The sequence below is a fragment of the Shewanella gaetbuli genome, assembly GCF_023284065.1.
Taxonomy (GTDB): Bacteria; Pseudomonadota; Gammaproteobacteria; order Enterobacterales; family Shewanellaceae; genus Shewanella; species Shewanella gaetbuli.
Window position 1 is genome coordinate 1 of record NZ_JAKIKP010000006.1, and the last position, 14354, is coordinate 14354.

The following is a 14354-nucleotide window of genomic DNA, read 5'->3' on the forward strand; positions in this document are numbered from 1 at the left end:
GGTGCAGGGCCGCTTGCTCCTCATTTCAGCAACGCATATCTCATTTGTCATTCCAGCAGTGGTTAAACCATCGTCATTCCGGCAATGCTTTTGAGCCGGAATCTGCTTTGGCTTGTAGAATTAACAGCGGACCCTCGATACAAGATCTCGAGGGTGACGGTGTTTGGGTTTTCTCAAGGGTGATGGTGCAGGGCCGCTTGCTCCTCATTTCAGCAACGCATATCTCATTTGTCATTCCAGCAGTGGTTAAACCATCGTCATTCCGGCAATGCTTTTGAGCCGGAATCTGCTTTGGTTTGTAGAATTAAAAGCAGACCCTCGATAAAAGATCTCGAGGGTGACGGTTGTTTGGGGTATCTCAAGGGTGACGAGGTAGGCTGGCTTGAGGCTGACGGGGCTCGGGTACTCAAGTCTGGTGTTTTCTCAGCCTTATGTTATTCCCACAACCTTTGTGCTAAACCCGATGAACGTTGGGTGACTTGTTTGGCTGCTTTTTCAAATACATTCGCACTGCCGAGACAATAAAAGTGGTTTTTGGCTCGGGTAATGGCGGTATAAACCAATTCTTTAGTGAGTAGTTGCCACTGGGATACACTGGGTTTTGGTGGTAATACTAAACTAACCTGATCAAACTCACTACCTTGTGATTTATGAACCGTCATGGCGAAGCAGGTGTCATGTGTGGGTAATCTTGCCGGCAGAACTTTTAACAAGCTACCATCGGCTTGGACAAAGTGCGCCATTAATTGTCTTGGATTACGACTATCTTGAAGAATCAAACCAATATCACCGTTAAATAGCCCCAAGTTGTAATCATTACTTTGAATGATAATCGGTCGACCAAGGTAAAACTCTTGTTTTGGAGCAATTAACTCTGCTTGTCGAAGGCTGTCAGTAACCGCTTGGTTCATTCCTTCTACCCCGTATTCTGAGGCACGCATGGCACACAGCATTCGGTACTGATTATATTGTTCAATGATTTGCTCAGCACTATATATCGCGGTATTAACTTGTCTTTGGGCGAATACTTGCTGATTATGCTGAATCATTTGCAAATAAGGTTGGTAAGCTGCAACCGATAAGGTTAATAAAGCCTGTTTACCTAGGTTATCCTGTTGTGCGCTAATTTGATGCTCAAACCAGTGCAGCTCTTGGTAGTCTTTACGCCATACTTGACGAATTTTAGCGATATTTGAATAGTTTACCGCCTTTGCTAATTGGCCTATCCCCGCATCACCTTTAAATCTGTGGCTGTGCATTAACATGCATAAACTGTCGCCAAAATGATTAGCTTGCACGTTTGTAGGTTCAATAAACTCACTGACATCATCTTGGGTTAAACGATTAATTGTGGCGGCTTGTTCGGCGCTGTAGCGCATTTGCCAGCCGGAGTCTGTGGCCACTTTTAGCCCTTGGCAAATATCTGCTAACACTGCACCGGCTTCAACTGAGGCTAGTTGGTCTTGGTCGCCTAATAATATCAACCTAGCATTATTGGGGAGGGCGCTTAATATCTTATACATCATGGGTAAATCGACCATTGAGGCTTCGTCAATTACCAGCAAATCTAATCTTAATGGGTTGTCTTTATTGTGTCTAAATTGATGTGAATGTGGCACCACACCTAATAAGCGATGCAGGGTCGAGGCCTCTTCTGGTATAGCGTGTAATGCGTCTTGAAGCACTTGTAAATCACTGCTATTTAAAGACGTACCTTCTTGCGACACATTGTGCATGCTGGTGTCGGTTAAACTGTGCAACAACCTTTGCTTTGAAGCTTTAATTGACTCACTTAACCGCGCGGCGGCTTTACCTGTAGGAGCCACTAACCGAATTTTTAAGGTTTTTTGAGTCAATAAGAGTAACAGTAACTTGGTTACCGTGGTGGTTTTGCCGGTACCGGGGCCTCCGGTGATGACGGCTAATGCTTTTGTTAATGCTGTGGCTGTGGCAATTTTTTGCCAGTTAAATTGTGGGTCATTTATTTCTCTGGGGTACAAAGCATTAATGTATTGCGGCAATTTTATGGCGTTAACATTGTCTTTTGAATCGATATCAATATTGGTATTGGCTAATGTTGTAAGCTTTTGCGCAACTTGGGTTTCAAAAAAGTAATACTTATTCAAATACAATCGGTTATGGTCAAGAATAATGGGCGTATTTTCACCGGGCTGGCCTATTGCATTGAACTCACTTAATACTTTTGTGAGGCTTTGATGGTCAAGTGCAATTTGGCAAGACGCTTGGGTTAATTTGCTATATGGCGCGGTAGATACATTTTCAGCCATCGGGTTAGCGAGATCAATTTGATCCAGCACCAAGCAACTATGTTGATTAGAAAGTTGCTGGCTGAGCAGGGCACAAATCAATAAAAACAGTTGTTGACGTTGATGATTTTCAGCCGGATTTGGGCTAGCGAAGTGGCCTGCTCGGGCTTCTATTTGTGTCAGTTCAAGCGCAAAATGCCGGTCTAATGGTGTGAGCAGTTTTTCTTGTTGCCACTGTTTTAATAAGGCTTCTATCGGTTGACTATGGTTTAACATGCTAGCAAGCCTCTTGATGTTCATTTGTGCTAAATAGTTGATCTAACTGTTCAATTAACTGCTGCTCAGGTTTATCAAAAAATACGCCCGCACCAGGTTGCTCTGGTGTCATACCGCGTAAAAACAAATAAAAACAGCCACCAATATGCTGTTGATATTGGTAATTAGGCATTCGTAACGTTAAATAGCGGTGCAATGCCACGGTATAAATTAAGTACTGTAAATTATATCTGTGACTGTTGATGGCATGACTCAGCGCATTGTGGTGGTAGTGTTCAATGTGGTTGCCTAAGTGATTCGATTTGTAATCGGCAATATAAAATTGGCCGTTGTGTTCGAAGGTTAAATCGATAAAGCCTTTTAGCATGCCTTTTAAGGTATCGAAGTTGAATTCATTTGTGTAACCGTATTGGCCGAGTAATAAGTTAAGTTTGTCGGCCTCCAATTGACCTATGGGTAAATAAAACTCCATTTCTACTAGGGTTTGCTTTGGCGTCAACTCTTGTAGGCACAATTGAGTATTGTCGGACTTTATCAGTGGTGTGGCTAAAATTTGTTGGTACCATAAGGTTAAAGGCGCTAGCCAAGTTTGTTGATCAAATCCATACAGCTCCATGGCTTTAACCAGTGCCGGTTGTAACTCGCTTTCAGCTTGGGTGAAATCAAATAGCTCTAACACCAAGTGCATAAAGCTACCGGCGTTTGCACCTCGCTCAAAGGTGAAACGGTCAAATATCTGTTGTTCATCTTGGTCAATAATGGCGATATCTTGACTAAAGTCTTCATCATCGGCTCCGGGTAAGGTTTTTTCATGGGGCAAGTGTTTAACTAAGCCTGAATAACTGCCTACTCGCCATGGTGTACCTATGGTTCGACTGGCTTTTTTTGCTTCAAGTTGCAGGCTGTTATCTAATGGAATTTGAAGCGTTTGCTGACTAATTGATTCAGCTAACGGTTCAATACTGATGGCGTCGATGATATTGAGTTTTTGTAAAGCATTAACCAGCTTTGTTTCATCGCAATCATTACTTTCAATCCCTAATAGATAACCGATACCGGTTTCGTGTAACTGAGATTTAATGCCATTTTTCAGCTGCTTTGATTGATTAGCGACATATAAATAACAAGCATAAACAGGGCGGGTTAAGGCCACATACAATAAACGTAAATCTTCGGCTAAGGTTTCTTTTTTAAGCTGTTGCCATCCCTCGTCGGAGGCACGAACATCCCACACTAGCTTTTCACCTTGGTGATAAAGCATGGGCTCTGGGCGACGATTACCGCCTCGGGCTAGGCTGACAAATGGCACAAAACAAATAGGGTATTCAAGACCTTTTGATTTATGAATAGTGACAATTTGCACTAAGTTTTGCTCGCTTTCTAAGCGCAGTTGTTGCTCGTCTTTAGCTTGGTCATCTAACAGTTGTTGTTCAAACCAGTTAATGAGTGCGCTGGTGCCGTCTAGTTCGGTGGCTTTTTGTTGCAGTAATTCACTTAAATGTCTGAAGTCAGTTAAGCGACGCTCGCCTGAAGCGCTAATGCTAGTTTGCTCATCATCATTTGCCGCGTCATTAATATTGTCAGTGTGAATTGATTCAGCAGAATCTGTTTGTTGAGGGCTTTTAGCCAGCAAACGGTGTACAAGGTTAGTGTCGTTGGCTAACGATACTAATGCTGGCATGATGCCACTGAATAACCACAGTTGATGCCAATGGTTAAATAGATCTAACACTTTTTGACGTAGCACTTCATCTTGATTAAATTGATGAATTTTTAATGCGTTGTAGCCCATTAACCCCGTGGCCAGTGCTGCTCGTATAGCTCGTTCATCTTTTGGGTTAGCCAATGCTCGTAAAATTAACGCAATTTCTTTGGCTTCAACGGTGTTAAATACGCTGTCTCGGCTTAAAAATACCGCGCCGATATTTCGCTCAGAAAGTGCGGCTTTAATTACTGCAGCTTCGTTTCTATCACGCACTAATACCGCAATATCTTTAGCCAAAATTGGGGAATTTTTAATAGAACATTGCCCTTGCTGAGCTTGATTTAATAGCCGAGTAATTTCAGCCGCGACATCTTGGGCTAAGGTTTGCCTTGCGGTGGTTTTATTTAAGCCACTTTCGGGGTGTTCCGCTAAATATTTTATTCTTAGCGCTGCTGGGTTGGGTTCTGCTTCAGTTAGCACTTTATTGACTGAATGTGCGGGGGTGTTCACTAAGTCAAACGGAATAGCGGCATTAATAAATGGGTCGGGGTGTTGGCTAAATAACTGGTTAACCCCATTGACTAAGTGAGTCGACGAGCGATAGTTAGTGTCTAGATTATAGTGAGCTTGGGTATTATTTCTGGCATTAATATAGGTGAAAATATCTGCGCCACGAAACGCATAAATTGCTTGTTTAGGATCGCCAATCATCAACATCCCGATGGCATATTGGCTGCTGGCTTGCTCCTGAGGTAATAAGTGTGCCAAGTCTTGTTTGGTCTGATAGACCTGATTAAAGATGTTAAATTGCAGTGGGTCTGTGTCTTGAAACTCATCAATTAATGCAATGGGAAAACGTTTAGCAATGGCTTGGGGCAAGGTGTCTGGGTTGTTTTCAAGGGCACTGGCTAAACTGGTAAGTAAGTCGTCTGGCGTCATAAGGTTGCGATCAGACTTTTGCTGTACAAATCGCTGTTTTATGCCTTGTTGCGCCCGGACTAAAAATGACGGAATGATGTCATTAATTTGCACTAATAAACGCTCAATGTGGTCCAGTAAAGGCGCTTGTTGCGCAGTAGGTACTTGGCCACCTTTATTGAGCCTTAAATCAGATAAGGCTAAATGCTCCATTGGTTTAATGGGGGGTAACCCTTGACCATAGCTGACCCAATGGCCTAGCTCATCAAATAACGCTACCAGTTTTGGAAAGCTGCCATCAACTTTTTTGCCAAATCGAGTGCCGTTTAATGGTAGCTCATTTAGCAATTCAAACGTGCTGGCTTGCTCAGCTGGCCAGCGCATTTTAAAGCGTTGAATGCTTTGGACTAAATTTTGCGATAGTCCTACAAAGTCGCTTATTTGCTCTGAGGGTTCAGCTTGAGTTGCCCCAAGCAGCGCTTTGACTTTTTGGCCTAATTTATCAGGAGAGCCAAAGGCATCGTTAATTTTTTGTGCCAATAATGGAGATAGCGGGTAACATGCTTCACGCCAAAAGTCGCGTAAAGCGTGGTGCAAATATTCGCTGTCGTCTAAGGTAAATTCTGACTCGAATAGTAATGATGATTCAAATGCCATATCGGCTAGAATTCGCTGACAAAAGCCATGAATGGTAAAAATAGCGCCTTCATCCAATGACTTTAACGCTAAATCGAGCCGCTTTAAGGCTGTGTGTCGATCTGCTTGGGGAATTTGCTGGTATAACGCCTCGATAAACTCATCATCACATGCCACCCCTAAAAATCGTTTATAGGCTAGCTGAATGCGTTTACGAATTCGGTCTCTTAATTCCTCAGTGGCGGCATTGGTGAAAGTTACCACCAGTATTTGTTCGCATAATAATGGCGCTTGATTGCCATGACCTAATAACAAGCGCAAGTAAAGACCTGAAATAGTGTAGGTTTTACCGGTACCCGCACTGGCCTCAATAAGGCTAGTACCTGCAAATGGCAGGTTAAGGGCGTCTAGCGGTTTTACCTGTATGTGGTCTGAGTTAGGGTTATTCATTTGGCAAACTCTTTTAATTTATCGTCGCTATAAGTTGGTGATATACGTGCTTAACAGTCTAACTAGGCTAATGTTTTTCCAATATGGCTTGCTTGAATTGCCATAGCCTCTTGCTCCACAAAGCTCTCTAACGTTTTTAGTTTATCTTTATGATAAATGCTCAGCATGGGTTGTAATAATTCTTCAACCAATTGGCCGAATGTGTGCTGGTTAAAATCATCGGGGAACACAAATAGTCGTTGATAATGTGGGTCAAGCCCTTCACCTGTATTGGCTTGTTCGTCATGCCACTGTTTTTGTGCGGCAGCTATTTTTTCGCTGTGGTCACCGTCGGTTTGAACATAAGCCCAAGCTGTGCGAGGTGCAAGTAATAGTGGTTGGCTTTGCCCTTGAATAAAAAGGTCGATAAATTGGCTTAATAACGCGGTTGCAGATGCTTGCGTTATGGGGGCAAAACTATGGAAGTGTCCCATATCTAATAGATAACTAAATTTATTCACTCCCTGAGCATTTAAGCATAAATGCCTGATATAGCACTGAATTAAGTCCCGGCCATGGGCGGTGCCGGGGCGATAATTCAGCATCCCTTTTGTACAGACTTCGTCAATCCGGCCAACAAGATTAATTTTTATCGCTTGTGATTGATATTCGGCGTCGAGTATTAAATCGATGTCTTTTGACTGGCTAATATTGTCGTCCCGAAGATAAGCAAGTCTTTCTACTAATGGGGCTATATCATGTTGATATTGAGATAAAATAATATCGTTAAAAGGCGCCATAGGCAGGCTGCCACTGGTTTTTAGGCGGGCTAATAACTCGGTGTCTTGCTCATCAGGCTTTAGTTTTAAAGCAGATTCGATTAAATTTGACTGTAATTTGTATCTATCAAGGCCATCTAGGGCAAAGGGCTCATCATTGTTGTCGGCTGATAGGTGTAAATTCAGGTCGACTTTTAAACTGCGATTAAAAAAGTATTGCGCTGGGTTACGGTAGAACCTGAGCAACGAAGACACTTCCACTTCAACGGCTTGTTGCTCGTTAAGGGCCGTTAGATCAAATAACTCTGGGTCGATGACCTGCTGTTCTGGCGCGATAAATGGGTTATCAACTGTGTGTGATTCAGCGGGTGGGCACCAACTTTGATGGTAACTTTGTAATTTGCTGTTTGGGGTGAACAAGGCACTATCGAACGGCTGCAAAGGTTGCTGTTGAATTAACTGTTCACATACGGCTTGCTCGATTGTGGCTATATCTTCTATGCTCAGCGCGTTATTGGCTAGATGCTTTGGTAAATAGCTCATCTGGCAAAACTCTATTAGCTCTGAAATAAGCATTGATGGAATGCGCTCGGCGTTATCTCGTTCACTATGACCAATGTAGCTAACGTATAGTTGCTGTCTAGCAGATAATAGTGCTTCTAAAAACAGGTATCTGTCATCGAGCCTTCTAGATCTATCGCCTTTTTTCGCCCCAAAATGGGCCATTAAATCAAACCCAACAGGATGCTGCACTCGCGGATAAACACCGTCATTCATCCCCAGTAAACACACCACTTTAAAGGGAATAGAACGCATGGGCATTAAGGTACAAAAGTTGACGCTACCGGCTAAGTAACGTTGGCCAACACGAGAGTCGTTTAAGGTTTGATTAAACCATTGTTTCAACACTTCTATAGACAATTCACCCTGATGGCCTGCGCTTTCGAGTTCTTCCCCTAAGCTGCTTAACGCTTCTCTTACGGTATTAATTTGCTGCTGTTCATCGTCTTCGGTGAGATAAAAATCATCTACCAACTGGCTGAGTGTGGCTAGTTTTTCATGGGTTTTATTAGGCTGGGCAAAGGCGGTGGCATAGATATCAATCGCTTCTAAAAAGTTCAGAAGTTTACCTAAAGCTTGCGCTGACTGGCCTTCAATGCCGCTGACGGGTAGGGTGCCTTGATACATTGATGAACCATCAGCTAAGGCATATCCTAAAATGATTCTTTTAATGCCAAATGACCATGAGTTTTCGCTGAAGGCGGGTAGCCCCAGTTGTTTACGACTATTGGCATCTCGTCCCCAGCGAACATTAGCGTGTTCAAGCCAGCGTTTAATAATATCAAAGTCATCTTGTTCAAGTTCGAAACGCCTTAGAATGGCGGGTACTTCTAAAATTGACAATATTTCAGTTAAGCCAAAACGGCTTTGGTTGATATTCAGCAAGGTAAGAAAACTATTAATTAGCGGAGACTCTTGTGCAGGACCTCTGTCGGCAATGGCATAAGGAATAGCAAATTGTTTGCTGCGTTGGGTTTGGCTGCTACCCTTAGTGTAATACTGGCTGTTAATGGTGCCAAAAACCGCGTCAATAAAGGGCGCGTAGGACGCCACGTCAGGCATCATCACCACAATATCTTTAGGTGATAAATCTGGGTTTTGGTCAAGTAAACCTGTGATGTGGTCGTGCAGGGTTTCTACTTCTCTTAATGGGCTGTGGCAGCTTTTTAAGGTGATTGATTCATCCAAGGGCTCTAGCACGCGTCGAGTGTCGATTTGCTGATATAAACTTGGGTCTGGCCCGAGAGTTTGCCCTAGGGTCTCCATTTGTAATATATCGTACTGTACGCCGTGCAACAGAGTGTCTGGCTGTGGTTCGACATAACAGTCGTAATTAAAGTTGGTGTTTTCAGGCGGTAGGCTGAGTAACAAATCCAGTAGTTCACGGCCCATTTTACCGTTATTGGCTAAAATAGGGTTACCCACTTCTAGGGTTTCTTCCCATGCAGCAGATAATTGTTTTTTGTCGCTGTATTTCAATGCCATTCGGGCGCGGACTTTTGGGTCAACAATATCACCCCAATAATGTTGGCAAGGGCTCAAGGCCAACATGACCACGTCAATTCGTGCGGCTAAACTATGTAATACTTCAAGGGTTTGCGGTGGCATTGAGGAAATACCAAATACAAATAGTCGGCTGGGTAACTGGCTGATATCTGTGGCAGGATTAGCCAAGGCCGCTAACAATGATTGATGTAAATTGGCGCGGTGATACCGGCTAGCGTTTAATTGATTATGGTTATAGTCGATTAATGCTCGCCATAACTTAGGCTGCCATAATTGATTGTTATCTAAGGTTAACTTTGAATCTAATTCCGTTAAAGGCTGGTTGTTTTCCCACGCACTGATCCATTCTGGCCGATAAACTAAATATTGGTCGAAAATATCGGCAATGCGATTACATAGCTGATAAAGCCGGAGTGGGTCTTGGTTGCTGTGTGGAGTGTTTACCGCTTCATTGTGGCTGTATTCGCTATTGGAGGACGGCTCAATGACATTTATTTCAGTAATATCTGTTTGCTGGTTAATTAAATAATCTTTTAACGGTTGGTACTCGCTGTCATGGAGTAAATGAGGCAATAAGTCCATTAACTTCCATGTCATGGCCGCTTTAGTGAAGGCATTTTCTTTGGGCACATTAGGTAATAGCTGGTGGCATAGTTGCCAAATAAAGCTTGATGGCAGTGGAAAGTTTAACGCTGCGGCAATATTGTTATGTTTGGCCACTTCTAAGCGTAACCAAGTGGACATGCCGGGGCTTTGTACCAGCACTTGTTCTGTATCAAGTAAATGTTGATTGGAGAGTGGCGTGGCCAGCATTTTTGCTAGCTGTGCCGATAAGACTTCCATTTGATTTGATTGAATTAAAGACAGCATAAATTACTCGAATACAAAATGCGTTATGCCATGTTATACCAATCGTAATAAAAAACTGCCCACTCTAGCGGGTTAAACACTCACTAACAGCGTTAGATTCTTTAATTGTAGAATAACTACGTATCTAAAAATCTGTGTTGTTATCACGTGTTTTCCTACGCAATTTTTTTATCACTTTGTAATTGTGATTGGGTTTATGGCCAAAAAATGTCTGCAATATAGGGCAAACTCGAATGATAAAATCATCACAAAAATGAATGACTATTACTATCGCTTATTTGTTTAATTGTGAACAGTTTTAATGTTAATTTTTGATATAATCTGTTGTATTTTTTAAGGTTATCAACTCGTTCTTGCGACGTTAGTGGTTGATATTTAAGCATCACATATAAAGTCGTAAATTGAGTAAATAATTTCACTAAACCCGGTTGAGACGACTGTGCATGTTGCTCAACAAGTTGCAGGTACGATACTGGAGGAAGCTGCTGATTATTTGGCAATCCTTTTTGGCTAAAGCGTTGCAAGATTGAATGATATTTTCGATTAATGGGGTCTTGCTTGGGGCGAAATTGCAGTAAACCGGCAAAATAGGCAATAAATAGCAATATCACTATAATTGACACCAACATCATAATGGCAATCTTGGTGGTGTTCACTTCGCCTAACAGTTTTTGTAATAGTTGCTGTTTGTGCTCTTCGTCAAAGCCTAAAACCCATACGCTCCAGTAGTAGTCTAGGCTAGCAATTTGGTTGCGTAATTCATTCAACCACGGATATTGCTTCAAACGTAGGGTGCTAAATGGGCTGTCTTGTAGGTAGCTTGTTTGGCTGTCAAATGTTGCATCGAAACCATCTAAAATTCGCTCAGGGGCGATCATGGCGGTAGGGTCAAAGCGTTGCCAACCTTCGCCTTCTATCCATACCTCTGTCCAAGCATGGGCCATATATTGGTAAACACTGTAATAACCTGCTTTAGGATTATATTCTCCACCTTGATAACCTGTCACCATACGTGCTGGTAAGCCACTTGCCCGAGCAAGAAACACCAATGCTGAGGCGTAATGAGCACAAAAACCTGCTTGAGTGTTAAACAAAAAATCATCAATTTGTTGTTCGCCGAGAATCTGTGGAGTTAAGGTGTAAAAATACTGTTGTTCAGCAAAGTGATTCATCATGGCACTTACCCGTGCTTTAGGCTCAGGGTAATTGCGTTTAAACTGTTGGGCTAATTGCCAAGTTTGCGGGTTAGTTTCTGCTGGCAGACGGGTATTTATTTGGCGGATTTCATCACTTAAATGGGCATCCATAATACTATTCGGGAAAGAGCTAACCCGATAGCTTTGACGTTGGTCTACCGGACGAATAGAAAATATCCGGTAATCGGGTAATTCAACTATCCCTTTGTCTTGTGAAAATGCCTCATCTAGCCCGTATAACCATTTTTGATGGCTGGGCTCTGAAATGACCGTATATTGATAAACCTTGGCTGTCTCATCAGTTGTAGTTGGCATCTTACGTTGAATATTCTGAAAAAAAGCTTGCCGTTGCAGGTTGATAATACTGTCATCTTGACGCCAAGTTGTGCCGTCATAATTTTCCATCACCAAGGTTCGCCAATATAAGTCAGTGTTGGCGGGGCCAGTTGTTGAGCCATCAGGGTTTTCAAACCCGACTCGAAAGGCTAACTCGGCTGAGCGAGTTAAATTGGTAATGTCGCCAAATGACAGTTCATTTGACAGCCCTGTTTTGGCGGTTTTCATACTGGGAACCAGCCATAGCGGCCCCAGCCTTGGGAAGACCACAAACAGCAATATGGCTAAAGGAATGCTGTGTAAAATCAGTTTAAAACTGAAAAGTGCATTGGCCATAGGCTTGCGTTTATCTTGGTAAATACTAATAAGTACGCAGGTGTTTATCACCACCACTAGGGTTAGATGCAGGGTATTAATAATGGTTTGTTGGTCAAGAAGTGTCAGCGCAATGATGAAGTAACCCACTAAGACTACGGCTTTGACATCTCTTATTTGGCGCATTTCAATATATTTGAGCGCATAGCCCAATAACAATAGATTAATTAACGCATTCAGTAGCCCAATTTGACTAGAGACTAACCCCAACGTTATTGCAGCGCCAATGGCCAGCAGGGTCACTAATAATTTTGGCGGTGCGGCAACCTTGCCAAAATAAATCCCCACTCGCCACACAAAACAAATGGCGCAGATGGCTAAAGTCCAAGCAGTAGCGTGTTCAAATTGAGGCGTTAATACCGCTACATTGGTGACCAGTAACCAAAACAGGGTGTTACGGCTAATGATGCTGTCAAAGTTATCTTGCATCATTGGCTCCTTGGTTTTGTTCTGATTGTTGTTGGCGGTTTGAGTCTTGGGTCATTGAGAATTGGGGTTTAAATAGGGCAATGGCTTTTTGACATTCAATACGATGAGCATCTCCGGTATTTTGAGAGATGACTTTATCTGTCAATATTAAGCCAAAGATTTGCTTTTTATTGGTTAAATAATTGACCTGCCAGCTGAGCTTACTTAACTTTTCCTCAAGGTCGACACCCGAGGTTTGCGCTAATGATAGCCATACAGGAGTCCCTTCAGGCTCATTAAACTCTTTCGTTAACATGCCTTTATCTTGCGCCCATTGTTTCCAAGCCACTTGTTTTAACGACTCACCCGTTACGTAACTTCTTAAGCCGGTATATTCATCAACACCTGGGCGCACTTTTCCGTGGCTAATTTCATTTTGTTCGCTGTAGTTTTCGCTCACTAATTGAATGTCGCTTTCAATAGGTTTGGCAAATACCACTTGATGTAAATTGAGATCAACATAAGACCAGGCTTTAAATAATCCTAAGGGAAAGTTAGACCACACCTTTATTCGGCCGGGGGTTAATAATCCTCGACGAGGGTTATGATATTGCACTGTGGCAATAGATTGCTCTTCGGTTTGTGCAAGCCGGACATGGCGTTGACCTGCAAATTGCATACATATTTGTTGATGGGTGGTGTCATGATGCTTTTGTTTTGTATGCCCGGTTAACATTACCGGAAATGTGTGCAGTTTTCCGGCATAGGCATCAGCGGGTTTTACCGCATTAAAGGTCAACCCAGCTAGGTTTTTGTAACTATAAATAATGCAGGTATGAAACACGCTGGCCAGTAATAAGCTTAACCCAATTACTAAGTTGTTTTGGTAATTGGTGCCGAATAAATACAGCAATATAATAAGCGCTATCCACGCTATTCCAAATGCGGTAGGGAGAATGAAAATGCCTTTATGGCTTAAGGTGACTTTTGCTTGTGGAGGTAAGCGTCGTCCTATCCAGCGTGACCATCTTTTTTTAGCAGATGGTGGGATTAATTTGACTAGCCAGGAGTTTTTAACCTGTACAAAGTCATTATTTAATGCCGAGCTTTCAGTTGAGTTTTGTTTACCTTTAAACATCTCAATCAACCGTTATCGAATGGGGTTAACGCTAGCGATAATGGTGTCTGATAACGCTTTACCTTGAAACAGCCCATGACTGCTTATTCGGTGCTCAGCAACCGAGTGGAATACTGCTTGAATATCTTCAGGAACCACATAATTGCGTTGTTCGATAAATGCCCACGCTTTGGCGGCTTGTAATAATGCTAGGCTAGCGCGAGGTGACAGGCCGTTGGCTTGGTTTTGTTCTCGTGAAAACTCCACTAAAGCAATTAAGTATTTTAATACTGCGTCAGAGGCTGAAATTTGCGCAACCTGCTGTTGTAAGGTGGTTAACTCTTGTGGTGATAAACATTGTGCCAGTTGAGTTTGATATTGGCCATGCTGTTGCTGTTTAAGCATTGTCATTTCAGCTTCGGCACTGGGATAACCAATTGATATTCTCATCATAAAACGGTCAAGTTGCGACTCGGGTAGCGGAAAAGTCCCTGATTGATCTTGCGGATTCTGGGTGGCGATAACAAAAAATGGATTTGGTAAAGCGTAGGTTGAACCATCTTGAGTAATTTGTTGTTCGGCCATAGCCTCTAGCAAAGCGCTTTGGGTTTTAGGGCTGGCTCGGTTAATTTCATCGGCCAGCAACATTTGGTTGAACACGGGGCCTTTGTGAAACTCAAACTGCTGTAAGTTTTTATCGAATATGCTTACCCCTAAAATATCGGCTGGTAACATATCGCTGGTAAATTGAATGCGTTGATAGCTCATCCCTAGGCCGGTTGCCAGTGCATGAGATAGGCTAGTTTTGCCCATACCGGGTAAATCTTCTATCAACAAGTGACCTTTCGCCAAAATACACGCGACAGCAAGTTTAATTTGTTGAGGCTTACCCAATAATACGGTTTCGAGTTGTGCAATTAATTTTGCAATGGCGTTATCTGACACAGTTCTTCCTTGTTGTTTTTATTGTATTGT

6 protein-coding genes are annotated in these 14354 nt (G+C 42.6%); all 6 read right to left on the reverse strand.

Annotation, left to right across the window (positions count from 1 at the left end; genetic code table 11):
- Positions 1-434: 434 nt before the first annotated feature.
- Entirely contained in the window at positions 435-2543 is a 2109-nt protein-coding gene (gene recD / locus L2672_RS09435; RefSeq protein ID WP_248995601.1) for an exodeoxyribonuclease V subunit alpha, read from the reverse strand.
- 1 nt (position 2544) lies between these two features.
- Positions 2545-6252, reverse strand: a complete 3708-nt coding sequence (gene recB, locus L2672_RS09440; protein WP_248995602.1) for an exodeoxyribonuclease V subunit beta — start codon at positions 6250-6252, stop codon at positions 2545-2547.
- A gap of 62 nt (positions 6253-6314) precedes the next feature.
- Positions 6315-9947, reverse strand: a complete 3633-nt coding sequence (gene recC, locus L2672_RS09445) for an exodeoxyribonuclease V subunit gamma (RefSeq protein WP_248995603.1) — start codon at positions 9945-9947, stop codon at positions 6315-6317.
- A 245-nt stretch (positions 9948-10192) separates the two neighbouring features.
- The gene (locus L2672_RS09450) at positions 10193-12283 is read right to left on the reverse strand and encodes a transglutaminase TgpA family protein (protein WP_248995604.1); all 2091 of its coding nucleotides are present in this window, start codon (positions 12281-12283) and stop codon (positions 10193-10195) included.
- Entirely contained in the window at positions 12273-13400 is a 1128-nt protein-coding gene (locus L2672_RS09455) for a DUF58 domain-containing protein (protein ID WP_248995605.1), read from the reverse strand. Before L2672_RS09455 ends, L2672_RS09450 begins: the two co-directional genes overlap by 11 nt.
- A gap of 12 nt (positions 13401-13412) precedes the next feature.
- Positions 13413-14324 (reverse strand): AAA family ATPase, encoded by a 912-nt coding sequence (locus tag L2672_RS09460; RefSeq protein ID WP_248995606.1) that lies wholly within the window; start codon positions 14322-14324, stop codon positions 13413-13415.
- Between the last annotated feature and the right edge of the window lie 30 nt (positions 14325-14354).